21 protein-coding genes, 2 tRNA genes and 1 pseudogene are annotated in these 20,488 nt (G+C 64.7%); 5 read left to right on the top strand and 19 right to left on the bottom strand.

All coding sequences use genetic code 11. From position 1 onward, the window contains the following. Positions 1-16: 16 nt before the first annotated feature. The 4 genes from CWO91_RS24840 to CWO91_RS24855 are packed head-to-tail and all read right to left on the bottom strand — an operon-like array spanning position 17 to position 3,115. The gene (locus CWO91_RS24840) at positions 17-424 is read right to left on the bottom strand and encodes a thiol-disulfide oxidoreductase DCC family protein (RefSeq protein WP_130217149.1); all 408 of its coding nucleotides are present in this window, start codon (positions 422-424) and stop codon (positions 17-19) included. Further along, positions 424-1,743: an SDR family oxidoreductase gene (locus tag CWO91_RS24845; protein ID WP_130217151.1), complete on the bottom strand. Its 1,320-nt coding sequence runs from the start codon at positions 1,741-1,743 to the stop codon at positions 424-426. The genes CWO91_RS24840 and CWO91_RS24845 overlap by 1 nt, the downstream gene beginning before the upstream one ends. A gap of 8 nt (positions 1,744-1,751) precedes the next feature. Continuing rightward, complete coding sequence (locus tag CWO91_RS24850) at positions 1,752-2,219, bottom strand: DUF2269 family protein (RefSeq protein WP_130217153.1); 468 nt, start codon at positions 2,217-2,219, stop codon at positions 1,752-1,754. After that, positions 2,216-3,115, bottom strand: a complete 900-nt coding sequence (locus CWO91_RS24855; RefSeq protein ID WP_130217155.1) for a dienelactone hydrolase family protein — start codon at positions 3,113-3,115, stop codon at positions 2,216-2,218. The genes CWO91_RS24850 and CWO91_RS24855 overlap by 4 nt, the downstream gene beginning before the upstream one ends. Positions 3,116-3,383: 268 nt before the next feature. Between CWO91_RS24855 and CWO91_RS24860 the strand changes: the two genes are divergently transcribed. Next, entirely contained in the window at positions 3,384-3,893 is a 510-nt protein-coding gene (locus CWO91_RS24860; protein WP_008136728.1) for a GNAT family N-acetyltransferase, read from the top strand. Between the two features lie 179 nt (positions 3,894-4,072). After that, the gene (gene ppa, locus CWO91_RS24865; RefSeq protein ID WP_128944614.1) at positions 4,073-4,606 is read left to right on the top strand and encodes an inorganic diphosphatase; all 534 of its coding nucleotides are present in this window, start codon (positions 4,073-4,075) and stop codon (positions 4,604-4,606) included. A gap of 136 nt (positions 4,607-4,742) precedes the next feature. Here ppa and folD read toward each other — a convergent pair whose 3' ends face one another. Genes folD through CWO91_RS24880 form a run of 3 tightly spaced genes read right to left on the bottom strand, consistent with a single transcriptional unit; the run spans position 4,743 to position 6,276 of the window. Continuing rightward, positions 4,743-5,627: a bifunctional methylenetetrahydrofolate dehydrogenase/methenyltetrahydrofolate cyclohydrolase FolD gene (gene folD / locus CWO91_RS24870; protein ID WP_130217157.1), complete on the bottom strand. Its 885-nt coding sequence runs from the start codon at positions 5,625-5,627 to the stop codon at positions 4,743-4,745. A gap of 10 nt (positions 5,628-5,637) precedes the next feature. Next, positions 5,638-5,970, bottom strand: a complete 333-nt coding sequence (locus tag CWO91_RS24875; RefSeq protein ID WP_130217159.1) for a DUF167 domain-containing protein — start codon at positions 5,968-5,970, stop codon at positions 5,638-5,640. A 15-nt stretch (positions 5,971-5,985) separates the two neighbouring features. After that, on the bottom strand, positions 5,986-6,276 hold the full coding sequence (locus tag CWO91_RS24880; protein WP_130217161.1) for a YggT family protein: 291 nt from the start codon (positions 6,274-6,276) through the stop codon (positions 5,986-5,988). Positions 6,277-6,463: 187 nt separating this feature from the next. On the opposite strand from CWO91_RS24880, the gene CWO91_RS24885 reads away from it, so the two are divergent. Beyond that, positions 6,464-6,539: transfer RNA gene (locus CWO91_RS24885), tRNA-Ala, on the top strand. A 121-nt stretch (positions 6,540-6,660) separates the two neighbouring features. Here CWO91_RS24885 and CWO91_RS24890 read toward each other — a convergent pair. The 7 genes from CWO91_RS24890 to CWO91_RS24920 all read right to left on the bottom strand — a co-directional run bounded on the left by CWO91_RS24890 (position 6,661) and on the right by CWO91_RS24920 (position 14,515). Continuing rightward, positions 6,661-7,473, bottom strand: coding sequence for an enoyl-CoA hydratase (locus CWO91_RS24890; protein ID WP_130217163.1), 813 nt, complete (start codon positions 7,471-7,473; stop codon positions 6,661-6,663). Positions 7,474-7,573: 100 nt separating this feature from the next. Further along, positions 7,574-8,374: a glutamine amidotransferase gene (locus tag CWO91_RS24895; protein ID WP_130217165.1), complete on the bottom strand. Its 801-nt coding sequence runs from the start codon at positions 8,372-8,374 to the stop codon at positions 7,574-7,576. A 126-nt stretch (positions 8,375-8,500) separates the two neighbouring features. Continuing rightward, positions 8,501-9,280 (bottom strand): SDR family NAD(P)-dependent oxidoreductase, encoded by a 780-nt coding sequence (locus CWO91_RS24900; RefSeq protein WP_130217167.1) that lies wholly within the window; start codon positions 9,278-9,280, stop codon positions 8,501-8,503. 221 nt (positions 9,281-9,501) lie between these two features. Then, the gene (locus CWO91_RS24905; protein ID WP_130217169.1) at positions 9,502-9,990 is read right to left on the bottom strand and encodes a TerB family tellurite resistance protein; all 489 of its coding nucleotides are present in this window, start codon (positions 9,988-9,990) and stop codon (positions 9,502-9,504) included. Positions 9,991-10,282: 292 nt separating this feature from the next. After that, positions 10,283-11,692 carry an adenylate/guanylate cyclase domain-containing protein gene (locus CWO91_RS24910; protein WP_130217171.1) on the bottom strand — a complete coding sequence of 470 codons (1,410 nt, stop codon included), beginning with the start codon at positions 11,690-11,692 and terminating at the stop codon, positions 10,283-10,285. A 50-nt stretch (positions 11,693-11,742) separates the two neighbouring features. Continuing rightward, positions 11,743-13,107 carry a cytochrome P450 gene (locus tag CWO91_RS24915; RefSeq protein WP_130217173.1) on the bottom strand — a complete coding sequence of 455 codons (1,365 nt, stop codon included), beginning with the start codon at positions 13,105-13,107 and terminating at the stop codon, positions 11,743-11,745. 34 nt (positions 13,108-13,141) lie between these two features. Then, the gene (locus CWO91_RS24920; protein ID WP_130217175.1) at positions 13,142-14,515 is read right to left on the bottom strand and encodes a hydrolase; all 1,374 of its coding nucleotides are present in this window, start codon (positions 14,513-14,515) and stop codon (positions 13,142-13,144) included. A gap of 135 nt (positions 14,516-14,650) precedes the next feature. Between CWO91_RS24920 and CWO91_RS24925 the strand changes: the two genes are divergently transcribed. After that, positions 14,651-16,339, top strand: coding sequence for an MFS transporter (locus CWO91_RS24925; RefSeq protein ID WP_130217177.1), 1,689 nt, complete (start codon positions 14,651-14,653; stop codon positions 16,337-16,339). 163 nt (positions 16,340-16,502) lie between these two features. Here the strand turns inward: CWO91_RS24925 and CWO91_RS24930 are convergent, their stop codons facing one another. Both CWO91_RS24930 and CWO91_RS24935 read right to left on the bottom strand, forming a co-directional pair. Continuing rightward, positions 16,503-16,718 carry a cysteine rich repeat-containing protein gene (locus CWO91_RS24930; RefSeq protein WP_130217179.1) on the bottom strand — a complete coding sequence of 72 codons (216 nt, stop codon included), beginning with the start codon at positions 16,716-16,718 and terminating at the stop codon, positions 16,503-16,505. 166 nt (positions 16,719-16,884) lie between these two features. Next, positions 16,885-17,208, bottom strand: coding sequence for a hypothetical protein (locus CWO91_RS24935; RefSeq protein WP_130217181.1), 324 nt, complete (start codon positions 17,206-17,208; stop codon positions 16,885-16,887). 253 nt (positions 17,209-17,461) lie between these two features. Here CWO91_RS24935 and CWO91_RS24940 point away from each other — a divergent pair, with 253 nt between their 5' ends. Then, complete coding sequence (locus CWO91_RS24940; protein WP_130217183.1) at positions 17,462-18,505, top strand: polysaccharide deacetylase family protein; 1,044 nt, start codon at positions 17,462-17,464, stop codon at positions 18,503-18,505. A gap of 181 nt (positions 18,506-18,686) precedes the next feature. Here CWO91_RS24940 and CWO91_RS24945 read toward each other — a convergent pair whose 3' ends face one another. The 3 genes and pseudogenes from CWO91_RS24945 to CWO91_RS24955 all read right to left on the bottom strand — a co-directional run. Then, positions 18,687-19,082 (bottom strand): hypothetical protein, encoded by a 396-nt coding sequence (locus CWO91_RS24945; RefSeq protein ID WP_130217185.1) that lies wholly within the window; start codon positions 19,080-19,082, stop codon positions 18,687-18,689. Between the two features lie 166 nt (positions 19,083-19,248). Next, a tRNA-Thr gene (locus CWO91_RS24950) sits at positions 19,249-19,324 on the bottom strand. A gap of 100 nt (positions 19,325-19,424) precedes the next feature. Beyond that, positions 19,425-20,488: pseudogene (locus tag CWO91_RS24955) on the bottom strand (hypothetical protein); the annotation flags it as partial.

A 20,488-nucleotide genomic window follows, 5' to 3' on the forward strand; every position in this document is an offset into this window, starting at 1 on the left:
GCTCGCAGTGAGCGCGTCACTCGATCACCCTCGCCCGTAAATCGGCATCGGGCACGAAGCAGGTGTCGTACTTGCCGAAGATGCGATAGCGGTTGCGTGCGACAAGGCTGTAGACGGGGTCCCTTAACAGCCTCGGCACGGCGAACAACGCGCGCACCCAGCCCCAGCCAGGGAGCAGCGACAGCACGGTCAGCGCGGCGTCCGACTTCAAATACACCTCGCCGCCATGGACTACCGCATTGGTATCTGGATCGTGCGGATCGATGCCGAACGTCTTCGCGAGCCGGGTCCCGTAGTCCGATTGGATCGGCGTGAAACGGAACCGCTTCGCCGTGTCGCGCTTGGCAACGAAACGAACCCAGCGCGAGCAGAAGATGCAGACGCCGTCATACAGGATCACGTCGTCGTCGGGCCATTTGCTCATCAGCGATTATCCAGCGTCAGGAGAGCCACCAGCATCAGCACGATGGCTGGTCCGGTCTTCACCAAAGCACCTAACGGCTCGATCCAGAGATCGGGCGTGAGGATGGCTGCACCCACCATGTAGCCCAGCGAGGCGACGATGCCTGCAGCGAGCCCGATCGCCGCGGTGCGGCGAAAGCCGATCAGCACGCCGATGCTCATATCCATCAGGCTGGTGCCGATGGTGATGGGATCGACCAGCGCGGGCGGGAAGTTATGCGCGATCAAGATTCCGGCGGCGGCACGATAGGACACGAACAGCGCGATGAAACCCGAGACGAGCCAGAATGCGACCAGGCTTGCGAAGATCAGCGCCTTGATCAGGAACAGCCGTGCGAACCATTTGTCCTGGATACTTGCGGGATGGCGGCCGATCGTCCCAGCCAATGTCTTCGGCGCGATGCCCGTGGCTGCGATCCACGCCGAGGGATCGCCGGTCACGCCACGGCGCAACTCCGCGATAGCGGTGGAACGCAGCGGTGGCATCCAACCGAGATGATTGGCTAAATCGCCGATTTTGGCGCCGAGATCGAGCAGGAGGGCCGGCATCACGAGACGCGGCCAGGTGGCCGTGCCGAACGCGTGGCGAAACTGTTTGATGATGCCGGCCATCGTGACCGGTTCTGCCTGCATCAGGTCCCAGCTCACGGCTTTCACGGAGGCGTCGTCGATATCGCGCGCGGCGAGCCAGGCGATGGTGGCGGCGATGTCCTCGACCGCGACGGGCTGGAAGAGCGTTGCCATTTCCTTATCCGGCAGGTTGATCGGAAAAGCGGCGAGCGCACGCAGCATGGCGCTGCCGCCATAGGCTGACGGCGCAACCACGAAGCCCGGCCGCAGGACGGCATGGGGAATGCCGGAGGCCGCGATCAGACGTTCGGCTTCGCGTTTGGTCGTTGCGAAGGCGGTGCGATCCGCCTCCACCACCCCGGGGATCGAGATGTGCACCAGGCGGATCGCACGGCCGCTAGCGCCAATCGCCCGAACCAGGCGCGCAACGAAATCACGATGCACGACATTTGTGTCGCTGCCGGGCCCGTCCTGGAGCACGCCGAGGCAGTTCACGACGACATCGACGGCATGTTCGCTGAGGAGACGCGCCAGCGCAGCCGCATCGAGGATGAGGATCGGCAGTTCGATGTCCAGCGCGCTCATCTGCTGCGCCGGCGACAGGCTGCGTGCCACGCCGACAACGCGAAAGCCACGCGCGCGCAGATCGTCGGTGACGAAGCGGCCGATCAGGCCGGAGGCGCCGAACAGCAAGATGGTTCGCTTACTCATTGCGCCCCTCAAAACGGTTTTGCGATCATCAGCCAGAGGATCAGCATCGTCGCGCCGAAGCCGGGGAAGCCGAATAAGAACCAGCGGCGGAACAGAACGAAATAGCGCTTCGGAAGCGCGTTGCACTGTTCGGCCGCCTTGCGCGCGAGGTCGCGCATCTCGATCTGCATGAAGACGACGGGGACCCAGAACAGGCCTGCGACGGTATACAGCGCCAGCGAAGTCAGCAACCAGCGCTCGGTGAGCGACGTCGCCGAGAGCATCATCAGCAGGCCGCCCGTGACCGGGTGGAGGATCACGGCCGACAGCGTGAAGATCGCATCCGCGATCACGACCACGGCGGCAGTGCGCGCGATGAATGCCACGTCCTGCGTGCGATGCGCCATCAGCATGAAGAAGGCGATGCCGGTTCCGGTGCCGAGGATGACGATGGCGCCGAGCACATGCAGAAATTTGACCAGGAAATACAGCGTCATGGCTTCTTGGTCGCCATTGGCTTGGGCTGGTCCAGCGCACGCGCGAGATCGCCGCTTGCGGCTTTGACGCCGACCTCGGTTTCGACCATCCAATGACCCTCGCTGCCGACGGCCGGCAGGGTGCGGAAGTCGGCTTTGCCGCCAGCACCGCGAAACGCCTCGACCAACCTTTGGGAAAATGCCGGTGCGAAGTAACTGTCATTGTCCGCAACGAGCCACGTGACGGGAATGCGCGCGGCCTTGCCGAATTCGGCTGCGGCCGCAAGGAGCGTTTGCGGCGCGCAGATCCTGTTCGGCTCATCATTGGCATGGCCGCCGCGCCCCGGTGCGAATGCAATGATCGCGGAGACCGCCTTCGGATCGGCATTGGCGAGCGCCAGCGCACCCCAGCCGCCCGCGGAATGGCCGAGCACGATCGCGGCATCTTTGCGGATAAATTCCTGCTTTCGCAGATAGTCCAGCGCGAGCGAGATTTGGTCGGCCGTCGCGCGGGCCGATCGCGCGTAATCCGCCTCGTCGCAGCTGCCCTGGTCCTCGACATAGCGGCCACCGGTCGCGCCATGGCCGAGCCGCTCCGGCACCAGCACGGCAAAGCCGCGCGCGACGAGATACGCCGAGAGCGCGCGGTATTCCGGCCGCGGCATTTGCGCGCGACGTAAGCCATTCTGCGTCGAGGCGTGGGCGATGACCGCGAGCCGGAACGGGCCGGCACCGAGGGGACGAAACAGCAGCGCATGCGCGGCCATGCCGGTATCCGGCGATGGCACGCGCCACTCTTGCCGGCGAAACGGTTCGCCCTCCTCGCCCAATGGACCAAACGTGACCTGAGCGCACAGAGGTGACGCAGTCAGCACGGCGAGCAAAGACAGAACCGCAGGGGTGATGAGGAGCCGCATGAATTGCCAGAGGAGGCGGACACGAACAGCAATGGCCACACTAATAGGAACGAATCACTCCGGGCAGACTTTCTGCGCTGCCATTGCCATTCATTCGTTGCCGCAGCGAGTTTTACACCGACACATGGCGGGCCACTGCCATCCAAAACGCCGGCTTGTCCTCTTTCGGGACAACAGGGTTGAAATACTGATGCAGAAAGTCCACACGTTAACCGATAATTAACGATAGGTCTTGCCGCCGGCGCGGCGACTTGGTTTGATCGCCTCCATGAGCACAACCCTGATCGAGGTCCGGCCGGCCAAAGCCGCAGATGCAACTGCGGTGGCGTCGACCCATGACGAAGCTTGGCGCTCGGCCTATCAGGGCATCATCCCCGGCGCCGAGCTGGAAAAGCTGATCAACCGCCGCGGTCCACAGTGGTGGGACAGTGCGATTCGCAAGGGCAGCCGCGTCAGCGTGCTGGTGTTCGGCGACAAGATCGCGGGCTATGCCAATTACGGCCGCAACCGCGCCCGCAGCCTGCATTTCGACGGCGAGATCTACGAGCTCTATCTGCGGCCGGAATTCCAGGGCCTCGGCTTCGGCCGCCGCCTGTTCGCCGCCGCCCGCCGCGACCTGATGCAGAGCGGCCTGAAGAGCATGGTGGTGTGGGCGCTTTCGGACAACGATCCGGCCACCGAGTTCTACCGTGCCCTGGGCGGCCGAATGGTGGCGCGCTCCTCGGAGCGGTTCGGGCCGAAGTCGCTCGACAAGGTTGCCTTCGCTTGGACCAATTGAGCTGCTGAAACCTGAATCGGCAGCGTTTTCCATCCGTCGATACCGCCCGCCTTTTGCGCCGGTGATCGCCGGATTCATTATTTCACAAAAACGCGATGGATCAGCGGGCCAAGCCCGCGTATGACAGCGCCAAAATCGCTGCCGGGCGCGATTTCACCTCGGCAACAACGGAGCCTTGAATGCGTATCGATGCGGTCTCGATCGGGAAGAACGTACCCCACGACGTCAATGTCATCATCGAAGTCCCCGTGGGCGGCGAACCGATCAAATACGAGATGGACAAGGAGGCCGGCACGCTCGTCGTCGATCGCTTCCTCTACACGCCGATGCGTTACCCCGGGAACTATGGCTTCATCCCGCACACGCTGTCGGATGACGGCGATCCCTGCGACGTGCTGATCATCAACACCCGCGCCATCATTCCCGGTGCCGTCATGAGCGTGCGCCCGGTCGGCGTGCTGTTCATGGAAGACGAAGCCGGCGGGGACGAGAAGATTCTGGCGGTGCCGTCATCGAAGCTGACGCAGCGCTACGACAAGGTGAAGAGCTATTCCGACCTGCCGGATATTACGCTCCAGCAGATCCAGCACTTCTTCGAGCACTACAAGGATCTCGAGAAGGGCAAGTGGGTGAAGATTTTGCGCTGGGGCGGCCCGGAGGAAGCGCACAAGCTGATCCTCGAGGGCATCGATCGCGAGAAGAAGAAGGCCTGAATTTTGGTGTCCCGGACGCGATGCGGCACGAAGTGACGCGTCGCAGAGCCGGGACCCATGGTGCCACTTGCACTGGGCCCCGGCTCTGCAGCGCATCGTTTCACGCTGCGCTGCGTCCGGCGCACGACAGCTTGAACTACACCGCCGGCTTCGGCAGCCCTGCGATCGCGCAGGCGGCGCGGAGCGTGTTCACCAGCAGGCAGGCGACCGTCATCTGGCCGACGCCGCCCGGCACCGGCGTGATCGCGCCGGCAACCCCAAGCGCTTCCTGATAGGCGACGTCGCCGACGAGGCGCGTCTTGCCGTCTGTTTTGGGGATGCGGTTGATGCCGACGTCGATCACGGTCGCGCCCGGCTTCAGCCAGTCGCCGCGCACCATCTCCGGCTTGCCGACCGCGGCATAGACGAGGTCTGCGCGCTTGACGAGGCCGGGCAGGTCGCGCGAGCGCGAATGCGCGATCGTGACCGTGGCGTTCTCGTTCAGCAGCAATTGCACCAACGGACGGCCGACCAGGTTGGAGCGGCCGAGGACGATGGCGTTCATGCCTTCGAGCGAGGCGTGCACACTCTTGGTCAGGATGATGCAGCCGAGCGGCGTGCAGGGCGACAGCGCCTCAAAACCGCCGGCGAGCCGGCCGGCATTGTTCGGATGCAGGCCATCGACATCCTTGGCAGGATCGATGGCGTTGATGACGGCCTCGGTGTTCAGCCCCTTCGGCAGCGGCAGTTGCACCAGAATGCCGTGCACGGCCGGATCGCGGTTGAGCTTTGCGACGAGCGCCAGCAGATCTGCCTGGGAGACGTCGGCCGGCAGCTTGTGCTCGAATGAGGCCATGCCGGCGCCTTGCGTCTGGGTGTGCTTGGAGCGGACATAGACCTCGCTGGCGGGGTCGTTGCCGACCAGCACCACCGCGAGGCCGGGGACCAGATTGTGCTCGCGCTTGACGCGGGCGACCTCCTCGGCGACGCGGCCGCGAAGCTCCGCGGCAATGACTTTTCCATCGATGATGTTGGCGGTCATGTCAGTTCCCTCAGTCTTTCGATTTAGCCGACACGAGCTGGCGCAGGGCTTCTCCGAGCCGCACCGGGTCGCCGTCGACCGCGATCTGCTTCAACCGCGAGGTAGCTCCCGATAGCAATTTTACGCTGGCCTTGGGCACGCCAAGCGATTTCGCCAGTAGCACCAGAACGGCCTTGTTGGCCTCGCCCCCATCGGCGATCGCACGCACCCGCACCTTGAGCACGCTGCGGCCGTCGGAGAGCTGCTCGACCCCGTCGACGTCGTCGCGGCCGCCGCGCGGCGTCACCCGCAGCGCGATGCTGACGCCTGCGGCAGAGATGCGCCAGGGTTCTTTGGCAACCAAGGCGCTCCAGCCCGCTTAGATCACGTTCGGGTAAACGTAGTACAGGATCACCCGCTCGATGAACATGATCAGCAGGATCAGGATGATCGGCGAGATGTCGAGGCCGCCGAGACTGGGCAGGAAATTGCGAATCGGTGTCAGCAGGGGCTCGGTGATCCGATACAGGAACTCCGCCACCGCCGAGACGAACTGGTTGCGGGTGTTCACCACGTTGAAGGCAATCAGCCAGGACAGGATCGCGGCCGCGATCAGCAGCCAGACGTAGAGATCGAGCACGATGATGACGATGTCGAGAACGGCACGCATGGCTTTTGAAAACTCTGGCTCCGGTCGGGATTGACGCCGTTTGCTTGATATCGGTTCCCCCCGACCCAAACAAGGGAAGTCGGCACCCGGATGGCTAAAACGGGGCTACACCTGTCCTTGACTTGACCTTGGCGGGGACTTAAATGGCGCCCGGTTGTCGGCCGCGTTCACCAGAGCGGCCAGCAAAGGGGCCATAGCTCAGCTGGGAGAGCGCGTCGTTCGCAATGACGAGGTCGGCGGTTCGATCCCGCCTGGCTCCACCAGCCTTCGCTCGCTTCGCGAGCTACGGCTAGGCAAGCCCGGGAAGTCCCTCGTAGCGAAGTGAACGAAGGCTGCCTCGCCATAGCCCGAAGGGCGACGGCGGGCTCTATCGGGACGAGTCCCCTACCTCCCCGTGAACCTCGGCTGCCGCTTCTCCATAAAACTCGCCACGCCCTCCCGGAAATCGCTGCCGTTCAGCGCCACCATCATCTCCCGGTTGGCGTCGATCGTCGCCTCGGCCAGGGTCTGGAACGGCACCTCGTAGAGCTGCCGCTTGATCACGGCCATCGCGCTCGGTGAGACGAAATCGGCGAGGTCGCGCGCATAGGCATAGGTCTCCTCGCGCAGCTTCTCGGGAGGACAGAGCCGGTTCACCAGCCCGATCCGCAACGCTTCGTCGCTGCTCACGCGCCTTGCCGAGAGCAACAGATCCAGCGCATGGGCGTGGCCGACGATGCGCGGCAACATCCAGCTGATGCCGTGCTCGGCAATCAGACCGCGCCGTGCGAAGGCGGTCGTGAACACCGTGTTGTCGGCGGCAAAGCGCAGATCGCAATAGAGCGCGTGGACGAGGCCGATGCCGGCGGTCGCGCCGTTGAGCATGGCGATGACGGGCTTTCCGATCGACGGATAGAAGCCGTAGCGCGTCTGCCAGTCCGGGCGACGGTTCATGTCGAACGGCGGCAGATTCGAGGCGCGCCCGACGTCATTGGGATCGAGCCCTTTCAGCGCATCCATGTCGGCGCCGGCGCAGAAGGCGCGGCCCGCGCCGGTGAGCACGATGACGCGGACATTGTCGTCGGCGCTTGAGGCTTCCATCGCGTGACGCACGTCGCGCTCCATCGTCTGCGTCCACGCATTCATGCGGTCCGGGCGATCGAGCGTGATGGTCGCGATCCTGTCGCTCACCTCATAGAGAATGTGTTCATAGGCCATGGCGCCCTCCCTTTGCTTGCTGGCGCAATTTCGCATGCGCGCGTTGGGAAAGAGCCTAGCATATAAAGGGACGAGGCAGGGGCTTGCGCGCAGGCGCGATTCACTCGGCGGCTTGCGCCAGCACCGGCCGGCGCGCCACCCAGCCATTGATGAAGTGATCGAGCCAGGCGCGCTCCGCGAGGTCGTAGACGGCACGATCCGCGAAATGATGATGCCGCTGCCGCGCGCCGGGCGCGCTGAAGCCGTCATAGCCGCGCGTGGTCCAGCAATGCATCATCGCGTAGGTCACGTCCGGATGAAACTGCACGCCGAAGGCGTTGCCGGCCCGAAACGCCTGCACCGGAAAATCATCACCTTCCGCGAGCAGCTCGGCACCAACCGGCAGCTCAAATCCCTCGCGATGCCAATGATAGACCTGCGCAGGCCAATCCGGGCAGAGCGCGTGGCCCGCAGCAGTCGGCCTGATCGGGTAATAGCCGATCTGGGTCAGCGCATCCGCATGCGGCGCGACACGGGCCCCTAGCTGCATCGCGAGCATCTGCGCGCCGAGGCAGATGCCAAGGAACGGACGCTGCTCACGCAGCGGAATTTCGATCCAGTCGATCTCGCGGCGGATATAGTCGTCGGAATCATTGGCGCTCATCGGACCGCCGAAGAACACGGCGCCGGCATGCCGATCGAGCGTGGCGGGCAGGGGATCGCCGAAGCGGGGTCGGCGAATGTCGAGGCGATGGCCGAGCGCGCGCAGCACATTGCCGACCCGGCCGGGCGTCGAGGATTCCTGGTGCAGGACGATCAGAACCGGCAACCGGGCTTCGGAAGCGGCGGCGGCCGCGCCCGGCGTCCTCCTTCGGAAGGGCACCAATTCTGCGTCACCAAACCTGTCCGTCCGGAACGACATGGCCTCTGCGAGTGCTATCGGTTCAGACCGCCAGCATAGCTAAGCGATGGTTAACATCGTGTGAGTTCGCGCACACATACCGATTGAAGCAAGCTCCGGGCCACTACGGGTGCTTCAAAGTTTTCTCTAGTGCCTGCGCCTCTGAAACCGGCTGGTGGCGGCCAGGATGAAGCCGCGCGGGAAGAAACGCAGCGCCAACGGCACAATCTTGATGCCCAGACCAGGCAGCACTGCCCGTTTGTTGGCCATCAGGCCACGATATGCATCGCGTGCAACATCGGCAGCGGAGACGTTGAGAACGGCCGTATCATGTTGGGAGCCGACACCGGCGCGCGCCTGGAATTCGGTGGGCACCGGACCCGGGCAAAGTACGGTGACGCGAACGCCGCGCGGCGCGAGCTCCGCCCGCAAGGCTTCGGTGAACGAAATTACGTAGGCCTTGGACGCGTAGTAGACGGCCATGCCGGGGCCAGGCAGAAAGCCGGCGACCGATCCGACATTGAGAAGACCGCCCTTGTTCTTGATGAGCTGATCGGCAAAGCGCAGCGACAGATCCGTCAGGGCCCGGACGTTGACATCGACGATGCCGAGCTGCGCGACGCGATCGCGCTCGATCGCATCGCCGAACACGCCGAAGCCGGCATTGTTGACGAGATGATCGAGCTCGACGCCTTCGGCGGCAAGTGCTGCCGCGATCTTCTCCCCGGCATCCGCTTGCTCGAGATCGCAGGCGATCACGATCGGCTTCTTGCCGCCCCTGGCGGCCAGCTCAGTGGCGAGCGACTCCAGCCGATCCGCCCGGCGCGCCGTCAATGCGAGGCGATGCCCATTGGCAGCAAACACACGCGCCAGCTCCGTGCCGATGCCCGCCGAGGCACCGGTGATCAGCGTCACCCGCTCAGTCACGATCGAAGACTCTTGAATTCAAGTTTTTGGCCCCGCAATGGCGGAACGAGAGCACAGGCCGCGCGCGACATGCAAGCTGCGCCGCCAGCATGGCCGCTTGAGCAGAACGACAGGCCGCGCTGAAAAACCGTTGATTTGCAGGCGGATTCAGCGCAGGCGGCGGATAAATTAAAGTTTCGTCATGTGTCCGGGCAGGCCGCGATTCGTCGTGTCTAGAGCCGTCAGCCGCCGACAGCGTTGTCCTTGACTTGGCCGCCGACACGGTCCGCGACCGCGTGCTTCAGGTCGATCCGGTCGCGTTGCGAAATCCCGAGCAGGTCGGAGGCGCGCCAGACGACGTTGTCCTCGAATTCGCTGACCTGACCGTCGGCATAGACCAGCTCCCACATCATCTGCACGATGCGTTTGCGACCCTCTTCGTCGAGCGAGCGCATGATGACGCTGGTGAAATGATAGAGATCGACCGCCTCGCCCTCGACCTGGGTGGCGTCGGCGATCAGCCGATCCGCGGTGCCGCGATCGAGCCCAAAATGGCTTTCGATCAGGCTGTGCAGCTTGCGCTGCTCGGCCGCGCTCGGCTGTCCGTCCAGCGAGACCACGTGAATCAGCAGCGCCGTGGCCGCCAGCCGATAGTCGCTGTCGCCAAATGCGCGGTCCTGATCATGGGGAGCAACAATGTCGGCAATGAATTGGCGCAGGCCGTCGAGCATAAAGTCCTACCGAGATCGATAAAGCCGCGAGGGCGGCCGTTACCAGTATCATATGAGCAGCAAACTCAACCGGCGCAATGTGCGTCAGTTCCGCGCGCTACATTACGTTTCGGCAATATGGGCGGCCTCGTTCACATCATGTTCGGGCATGACGACGGGAGAGCGTGGCCCATACCTGCCTCCACAACGTCATTGCGTGCAGCGAAGCAATCCAGACTGCCCCCGCGGAGAGATTCTGGATTGCTTCGCTGCGCTCGCAATGACGGAGTATGCGGCGACGTCCTCGCATCCCTCACGGTATCTCATACACCACCATCTTGTCGGCGATGCCGCGCAGCGCGGCCTGTTTCTGGATCGGCTTGATCTCGCGCTGCTGAAGGATTTCAGCGACCGCGGGCGCATCGAGCACCGGGCCGGTGATGTGAATTTCCTGCGCGGTCGACAGGCTTTGCACGCGCGAGGCGATGTTGACGGTCTGGCCGAAATAATCCTGGCGCTCGTTCAGCATCACCGCAAGACACGGACCTTCATGGATGCCGATCTTGACGATGAGGTCGGCGGTGCCGCGCTTTTTGTTGAGTTCGTCCATCGCCGCGCGCATCCGCAGGCCCGCGACGATGGCGTGCTCGGGACGGACGAAGGTCGCCATCACGGCATCGCCGATCGTTTTCACCACCGCACCCTTCTCGGAGGAGATGATCTCGAGCAGCGCGTGGAAATGCGCGCGCACGAGATCGAAGGCGGCGAGATCGCCGACGCGCTCATAAAGCGCTGTCGATCCCTTCAGGTCGGTGAACAGGAACGTCAGCGAGGTGATCTGGAGCCGCTGGTCGAGACTGAGATTGTCCGCCTTGAAGACGTCGCGGAAGGTCTGGTTCGACAGCATCCGCTTGGCAGTGAGGAACGGCTTGCGCTTGCCGATGAGGTGATGAAGCGCCTCGGCCGCGATGAACACCGACGGCAGAACGCGCACACCGGCCTGGTTTTCCAGCGACAGGCGCAGCGGACCCGGCCGCATGGTCGTGGTCCCCGTCGGGGCCTGCACCTTGTTGTACATGATGGCGAGCTGCTGGCGGTCCTTGGTCGGCTCGCCCTGGACATCGATGAAATGAGCGGCGTGCGTCACCGGCTCAAAGATGATGACGAAATCACTCGGCAATTGCAGCGACATCGTCGCCTTCTCGCCGGCCGGCAGCTCCATCGTATCCAGCGTCACCTCGTTGGCCAGCGTCGCAAACGATTCCTTGTTGAAGTCGACGCCGGAGCTCCAGAACACCTGCTTGAAATATTCCCACACCGGAAGCGTATCGGGATCGTGCGCCGCGATGCGCCGGACGCGCGGATTCACGGTGAAAGAGACCTCGACCTGGTCGTCGACGGACGCCTTGTAGCCGCAGGCGCAGAGCGCGCAGTGATAGTCGTCGGGCTTGAGCGCCTTCAGCGTCGAGTGAGCGCCCAGCACGCCGCCGCAGCCCGGACACAGCACGTTCCAGCCGAGATCGAACAGACCAAGCCTGGCCGAATGCAGGAAAGCCGAGATGACGCGCTCTTCGTCGAGGCCGTGATGCCTGGAAAAATCGAGGACATTGACGCGATTGAGCTCGTGGTCCTCGCCGTCCTCGATGAGGCGCGCAATCGCATCGACCACCTTTGCATCGGCGGTCTGCTTCAGAACGGAAAACTGGGCCTGGATGTCGCTCATGGCGGGGCTCTGTCTAAGCTGGATCACGCCATCGGCCAGACGAGCGTCCGTTACCGACGGGTGATGCGGAACATGGGTGAGTGGTCCGGCTGGGTCGTGACGACGCCATGCGGGATCACGGGAACGGTATCGGCAAGCTCGACGCGGAACGCGCCGATCAGCCGGGCCAGTGCCAGCACCGATTCGGCTTGCGCAAACGGCGCGCCGATGCAGACGCGTGGCCCCGCGCCGAACGGTAGATATGCGAAGCGATCGGGCTCCGCCGACATGAAGCGCTTTGGAATGAATGCGTTCGGCTGATCCCACAGTTTCTCGTGCCGGTGCAAAAGCCACGGCGCGATCATGATGATATCGCCCTTGCCGATCTCGATGCCGGCCGCGTTGTCCTTATCGCGCGCGGCACGCGCGACCAGGAAGGCGGGCGGATAGAGCCGCATCGTCTCCTCGATCACGGCACGGGTGAACTTCTGGCGATCGATGTCGGCGATGCTGTCGAGATGTTCGCCGCGGGCCTCAGTGGCGACCTCCTCCTGCGTGTCAGGGTCGAGCGACAGCAGATAGAGCGCCCAGAACAGCGCCGTCGCCGTGGTCTCGTGACCCGCGAGAATCATGGTCGCGACTTCGTCGACGAGCTGTTCGTCGGAAAAGCCCTTGCCAGTTTCAGGATCCCGCGCCTCGTCCATGAGATCGAACAGGTCTCGCGGCGGCGCGCCGTCCTTCTTGCCCGCCGCACGCCGTTCGGCGATCAGCATGGCAACGAATTCGGTCCAGCGCTTGCGAAAGCGCGCCCGTGCAAGATCCATCGGGCTCGGCCAGGACACGGGCAGCACCATGTCGAGGAAATAAGGCCGTCCCAGCCGTGCGGCATATTCCATGATGAAGTTGCGCAAGGTCGCGCCATGCCGGTCCATGCCGAACGAGAACATCGTGCGTCCGGCGATCTCGAGCGTCATGCGCTGCATGACCTCGCGCAGATCGACCTGCTCGCCTACTCGCGTATCGAGCTTTGTGATGGTCTCGTCGAGCACCGCCGTCATGTGCGGGACGAGATTTGCGGTGGCGCGCGGCGTAAAGGCCGGCGCGAGCGTGCGGCGCTGAAACGTCCAGGAATGACCTTCCGCAATCAGGAGGCCGTCACCGAGCACGGGGCGCAGCATGCGGATGCCCGCCGGCGTGCGCGTATAGTTCTCGTAATTGCTGAGCAGGACGTGCCGGATCGCGTCCGGCTGGTTGAGGATGAAACTGTTGCGGAGAAAAAAGCGACCCGGGATCACGTCTTCCTCATAGGCACGCTGTCCCCAGGTCGCGATCATGTTCTGCCGGATCACCGCGAGCTTGCCAAAGAACGACATATCATCCGGCGCGCGCGGCGGCGTCGGAGGGATGAGGGGCCGACGCACGCTGGCGATGTTCATGGCTCGCTCCCGCAGAAGTGACGCAGGTAAATAGCTAGTAAGTCAGCTCGGCGATCGCAATCCTGTTCTCGGCGGCGGGCCAGGCGCGTGCCACAATCCGTTCTTCGCCGAATTGGGCCACGATGTTACGTCCGACCTCGCTGGCCGGAAGCCGCAGGGTTGCTGCCGCATCCGTGGGCACGCCCGGTTTGACGTCGGCCGGCTCCTTGCCGTCGAGCAGCACCACGTCCCGCGGCAGGCCGAAATAGCCGCGCGGCCGCGACATGATCACGACGGCCCCCGCATCTTTGTCAGTCGGCCCGAGCGGGCGGGCGGGCCGCAGGTGCACGACGTCGGACGAGCGCGGGAATGGCGAGCGGTAGATGTGCGTCGTCGGCGCGTCGGACGATACCAGGACGAATTCGAGCGACCAGGCTGGATCAACCTGCGCCGGCCCCCAGCGGCCGTCGGCACCGGTCTTTGCGCTGTGCAGCGCGCTGCCCTTGCGCTCTCCGGTATCAGGGTCGACGCGGAAGACGTCGACGGTTGCGCCCGCCACCGGACGGTTGGTCGACACGCCGCCCGGCGTGCCCGTGACCAAACCGCTCAACTTCACGCTTGGCTCCGGCACAATCGCGATGCGCGTGGGCTCGCGGCCGGCGATGAACTTGTAGATCTCCCGAAAAGCTCGCGGATGAAACGCAACCTCGCGATGATCGAGCGCACCAAGCACGAGGTTGGTGGCGCCCTTCAGCTCCGGCCCTTCGGCGGTAACACCGGTCGGGACGCCGGGCTTTCCGATGAACCGCCCGTCGGCTTGGGCATATTTGTCCAGACCGTCACTGCACAGGGTGAGAAAAGCTGTGCCCGGCGTCACCTCGCTTTCGCCCTCGTTCAAGCCGCGCAGGAATGCGCCGCGGCCGTTGAACTCGTTGTTGGGCTGGTCGTCGGTCGCGAACACGCCGTGATTGGGCGTGCCGCACAACACGGCGTGGCTGACGTCCCCCGCACCGCCATTTTTGAGGACGTTGCGGATGGCATAGCCGCCGCGCGAGCTGCCGACCAGCGCCACGCGGGACGCGCCGGTGCGGCGCTTCAGGTCAGCGATGGCGGCAGTGAGCTCGCGGCGCTGGTCCTCGGTCGAGGACCGGTTCGCCAGCTCGACCTTGTCGTCGCTCCGCGCCAGCGGATCGGTGAAATTGATCGCCGCCATGCGATCGCGCGCGACGCCGTTGGATTCCATCCGCCACAAGGTCGTCATCCAGAGCGCGTCGTAGTCGCCATTGCCGTGGACGAACAGGATCGGCGGCAGCTCGGTGCTTGGCGTCGCGGCAGGTGCGGTTTGGGCCATCGCGCCCGCCCGCAAGCTCGCAACTGCGAAAGGCAAGCTGCTGACCCCTTGCAGGATCGTCCGTCGCGACAGCTTCATCTGTTCCTCCCCGGCAAACGCCGCTTTGCACCGCTTATACCGGCCTAACCACTGGACAGCGAAGGACTTTCGCAGGCATCACTGAATTTGCCGGAATCGCCAAGACCACTTCTGACACCCGATATGGAAGGGGATATGACCGAGCAGACGAACCGCCAGAGAATTGCCGCCGAGGGCATCACCGCACCCCTGCGGTACACCGTGTTTCGGCGCATCTGGCTCGCCAGCCTGCTCTCCAATCTCGGCCTCCTGATCCAGGGCGTCGGTGCCGCCTGGGCGATGACACAGATGGCGGCCTCGGCCGACAAGGTGGCGCTGGTGCAGACCGCGCTGATGTTGCCGATCATGCTGATCTCGATGCCGGCCGGCGCCATCGCCGACATGTATGACCGCCGCATCGTCACCCTGGTCTCGCTGTCGATCGCGCTGACCGGCGCCACCGCGCTCACCATCCTGGCCGGGCTCAAGCTGATCACCCCGGAAACGCTGCTGGCGTTCTGTTTCGTCGTCGGCAGCGGCAATGCATTGTTTGGACCCGCCTGGCAGTCCTCGGTCAGCGAGCAGGTGCCGCCCGATGCATTGCCGTCCGCGGTGGCGCTGAACGGCATCAGCTACAACATCGCGCGCAGCTTCGGTCCCGCGGTCGGCGGCGTCATCGTCGCCGCAGCCGGCGCAGTCGCTGCGTTTGCCTGCAACGCGGTCCTCTATCTGCCGCTGCTCGTGGTGCTGCTGCTCTGGCGACGCAGCACCGAGCCCTCGCGCCTGCCGCGGGAAAAGCTCAACCGCGCCATGGTCTCCGGCTTCCGCTACATCACCAACTCGCCGCCGATCAAGATCGTGCTGCTGCGCACGCTGGTGATGGGCCTGATCGGCGGCGCCGTGATGGCGCTGATGCCGCTGGTCGCGCGCGACCTCTTGCATGGCGGCGCGCAGACCTACGGCATCATGCTCGGCGCGTTCGGCATGGGCGCGGTGGTCGGCGCGCTCAACATCCATGAATTGCGCAAGCGCATGAGCGGCGAGGCGGCGATCCGCGCCTGCACCATCTCGATGGCGTTCGCGATGGCCGCGCTGGCCTTGAGCACGGAGCCGGTGCTGACGGCGACCGCGCTGGTGCTGGCCGGTGCGGTCTGGATGGCCGCGGTGGCGCTGTTCAATATCGGCGTGCAGCTCTCGGCGCCGCGCTGGGTCGCCGGTCGCTCGCTTGCGGCATTCCAGGCCTCGATTTCGGGCGGCATCGCGATCGGCGCGTGGGGCTGGGGCCATCTCACCGACTATGCCGGGGTCGAGGTCGCGCTTCTGGTCGCGGCCAGCCTGATGCTGATCTCGCCGCTGCTCGGCATCTGGCTGGCGATGCCGCGCGTCGGCGCGCGCAACGAGGATGCCGAGGTGCTGGCCGATCCCGAGGTGAAGCTGTCGCTGACCGGCCGCAGTGGGCCACTCGTGGTCGAGATCGAATACCGGGTGAGCCAGGAGAATGCCCGCGCCTTCCACAATGTGATGCAGGACGTGCAGCTCTCCCGGCAACGCAACGGTGCCTATGGCTGGTCGATCGCGCGCGACATCGCCGATCCGGAATTATGGACCGAGCGCTATCATTGTCCGACCTGGCTCGACTACTTACGCCAGCGCAACCGTTCGACCCAGTCCGAACGCGCGCTGCATCAGCAGGCGATCGATTTCCACATCGGTCCCGAGCCGGTGCGGATCCGGCGCATGCTTGAACGTCCGTTCGGCTCGGTGCGCTGGAAAGAGGAGACGCCGGACCGCGCCAATAGCGAGGTTCTGCCGGTGGTCGCGACTGCAGCGGGAAGCAGCACTTAAGTTCTTGTCAGACTCTATCGTCGTCCCGGCGCAGGCCGGGACCCAAACCGCGTGATGCATCGATCGCGCGCGGCTGGCTGTACCGAGGACGATCGCAACTCCCAGTCTTCGCCAAACTGCAGCTTGTGATTATGGGTCCCGGCCTGCGCCGGGACGACAAAGGTCATTGCCCGTGATCCGTCAGCACCTTGTCGCAGCCTTTGCTCAGCCGGGTGCGATTCTGCTTCAGGCAGGCGAGCACGGCGCCATCGCCATTGTTCATCACGGGCCGGCAGAAGCGGCTGACATCACGCGCGCAGGCATCGTGGCCGGGCTGCAGCTGCGCGAACGCGCTCGATGCGCACAGGAGCAAAGGAATAATGAAAAGAAATCTGGCCATCGCGCAATGCCTCTTACCCGGAAGAAATGTGCGGGCGAAGCTAGTGCGATGATCCCGAGGCCGCAACGGCTTTGTTGACTGGCTGCAACGTGCCGCCGCATGGCCCCGGCTTGACGCCGGAGCACATCGCGAGGGGAGCTAACCGACGCAACGATCGCCGTGTTGCTTACTGCTTGTCCTGCGCGTCAGCGACCTTGCGCGACGCGCCCTTGGCGAGGTCCTTGTCCATCACCGCGCGGCAGCCGGCGCTTAAGTCGGAACGATGCTTGATCATGCACGCCGTGATCTTCGGGATGTTGGGGATGTCCGCCGAGCAGAGTCGGAAGGCATCGCCGGTGCACATCTGCTGGGCCTCGGCCGAGAAGGCGAAGCTCGAGGTCGTCGAGACGATCGACGCGATGGCGGCAAAGCCCAGGGCCAGGCCGGTGTCGCGGATCTTGGTGGTCAGGGACTTGGCAGAAAGAGGTTTGGCAGAAGAAGACTTGGTCATTTGAAGCTCCCATTGGTGCCGTCGGAACGGCGCCCGTTGTTGATGGGAACTACGATGCTCCGGCAAAACGGTTTCCACTGTGATGACAGTCACGGCAGGCACAGCCTCTGTGACTTCTGTCACTTTGGCGCACCTCGCTGAAATTCCTCCACGACCGCTGTCGCGTTGGTGTCACGTTAACTGTTCCTTCGCATTAATGGCTCGTCGCGCGGGAAATTCCGCCGGTTTGGTTGCGTAATTGGAAAGAATAGCGATGCGTAATGCGTTGGGCCTGATGCTGGCCAGTGTAGTTGCGGCGGTCGTGATCGCCGCCGGCGGTTGGTTTTATTATTCCGCGCGCGCCGATCAGGGCGCCCCTAAGACAGTTGCCGCCCGTGCCGCCGATCCATTGCCGGCACCGGCGAAGCTCGCCGCCAGGGATGACGTCGAGACCACCGCGGCGATCGCGGCCAAGCCGGCGGCAGCTGCCCCGGCGCCCGTCCCGGCCTTGCCGGTGCAGCAGAAGCAGGCCTGCGCCAATCCGAACGCGCTGGGCGTTGCCCGCGTGGTCGAGATCGATACCACAGGTGGTCCCGGCTTCGGCTTCGAGCACTTCAAGCAATTCGACTTTCTCACTGAGAAGGAGGTCGTGCTGACCTTCGACGACGGTCCGTGGCCGGTCAACACGCCCGCGGTGCTGAAGGCGCTCGCGGATGAATGCACCAAGGGCCTGTTCTTCTCGGTCGGCAAGCACGCGACCTATCATCCGGAGATCCTGCGCCAGGTGCTGGCCCAGGGCCACACGGTCGGCACGCACACCTGGTCGCATGTCAACCTGAACAGCAAGAAGATGACCGAGCAACAGGTCAAGGACGAGGTCGAGAAGGGTTTTAGCGCAGTGAGATTCGCGCTCGGCACCAACCCGGCACCGTTCTTCCGCTTCCCGCAGCTTCAGCACAATCCGGCAATGGTGACCTATTTCGGCACCCGCAACGTCGCGATGTTCTCGACCGACATCGATTCGTTCGACTTCAGGAAGGGCGCCACGCCGGAGAAGATCGTCGAGACCGTGATGACCAGGCTGGACAAGCTCGGCAAGGGCATCATCCTGATGCATGACTTCCAGAAGCACACCGGCGAAGCCCTGCCGGCCCTGCTCGCGCGGCTCAAGGCCGGCGGTTACAAGGTGGTGCAGATGAAGGCCAAGACCACCTTCCAGACGCTGCCGGAATACGACGAGGCGTTGCTGAAGGACCTGAAGGTGCCGACCTCGAGCGCGCGTCCGATCGGAAGCGTGGTGCAGACAGTTTCGCAGTAAGCGCGACCATCCACTCAGATAGCTTCAACTTGCGTCATGGCCGGGCTCGTCCCGGCCATCCACGTTCTTGAGCTCTCGTCAACAAACGTGGATGCCCGGGCCTTCGCCTCGCCGAAGCGGCTTCGGCCGCGCAGGCGGGACACGCCCGGGCATGACGGCGAGAGCGGAGGACGCAACTCCCTCACCAGTAGATACCGTGACGGTGCAGCTCGCTGATGATGCGGCGTTCGGTCCAGCTGCGCTTGTGCTTCGGCTTGTCCGCCGTTGCCGTGGTCTTGGTGGCGGGCTTGGTCGTCGTGACCGGCGCGGAGGTCGTCGTGGGCGTCGTCACGGCCGGAGCGGTGGCCGCAGCCGGCGCAGAAAGCGACACGGCCGGTGGACGATCGGAATATTTCGGAGCCTCCGTGGCTGGCGCGACTTCGCTCACCTGCGTCGGAGCGGCGGTCGCCGACGTCGTCGTGGTTTGCGGAGCGAAGGTCTGCTCGCCTGCCGCGGCCAGCGACAGACTGCGGGACCCGCCTGCCTGGGCCGACGCAGAAGCCAGGAGCATGGCGGCAACCAGAATGAACTTGCGCATGTGAAATCTCCCCGTGTTGGCGTGGCTGGACGTTACGGGAAGCGCGCCTGAGGTTACGTGATCACGATCACTCAGGCTGCCTTGCGGCCTCGAACCGTGTGCTCAAGCAGGCTGGATGCGCTGGTCAAAATGTCGGGCTTGCGGCGGTCGGATGGGAAGGAGACGCTGGTGCCGCAAGAGGGATTCGAACCCCCGACCCCGTCATTACGAATGACGTGCTCTACCGACTGAGCTATTGCGGCGAACCCTGCCGGAGCCCGGACGATGCCGGCTCCGATACGCGCGCCCCTGATATCGGGCATGGCCCGAATTGGCAAGGACAAGCGGCGTGCGAAATGCGCCTCACGCGCCCCAGCGGGACCAGAATCCGCGCCAACCGCCGGCCTGGGCCTTGGGCGTGCCGATTTGTTCCGTAAATTCATCGCTCGGGCCCTCGTCGTCGATCCCGGGATCGTCAGGCGCGCGGACGATCGGGATCACGGCAGGGATGGGGGCCGGTCCGGGTTTGCCGAGGTCGGCCCGGCTCCGGAACACCGGCGTTGCCGCCGGTGGCGATGATTCGGCGGGCGCGGGCGCCGGATCAGCCGGCTCGGAGGCCGTGACCGTCGGCTCTTCCTTGGCAGTTTCCTTGGCCGCCTCCTTGGCAGGTTCCTTGGCCGGAGGGGGCAAATTGTCTTGGGCGGCCGGCGCCGGCACTGGGGCCGCCACCGGCGGTTCCACCGGAGCTTCGCTGGCAGCCGCCGTCATCCGCTTCGGCGGTGGGGCCGCCAGCATGGCCTCCTCGAAGGCCGAAGATTCGATCGTGGCGCCCTTGTCGGAAGGAAGGCTCGCGACCGGCGTCTGCCATTGGAACGCATCGAGGCGGCCGGTGACCGGGGAGACCGGACGCCAGCGGTCGCTGACATAGCCGTCCGCAGTCCAGGCCGGATCGTGGCGGGCCCGCACCGCGCGCAAGGTCCAGGCGCGGGCACGGCCGCCGTCGCCATGCTCGGTGCGTTCGATCTCGGCCATCAGCAGCGCAACGCGCTGGGTCGGATCGTTGAGGTAAGGCGCGAGCGCCTCGCGCGCGCGGGCGAACTCGGCGGCGTCGATCGCAGCGCGCGCGATCGCGAGCTGGCCCTCGATCTGACCAGCCTTGTCGGCAGGCGTCTTGGCCGCGAGCGTCTCGACCCGCTGCAAGCGCTGCCGCGCGGAATCGCCGAGCTTCACATGAGCATAGGCATCCGCGAGATCGGGATGCGGATTGGCGAGCCAGGCGGCCTCGACCAGCTTCATGGCGCGGCGCACCTGATGTGCCTCGCTCTCGAATTTCGCGGCGAGCACCGCGGCCGGCACCAGGGTCGGTGCGAGCTTGATCGCCTCCATCACGCTCTCGCGCGCGACGTCGCGGTCCATGGTTTCCAATT

This window comes from Bradyrhizobium genosp. SA-3 (assembly GCF_004212635.1).
GTDB lineage: Bacteria > Pseudomonadota > Alphaproteobacteria > Rhizobiales > Xanthobacteraceae > Bradyrhizobium.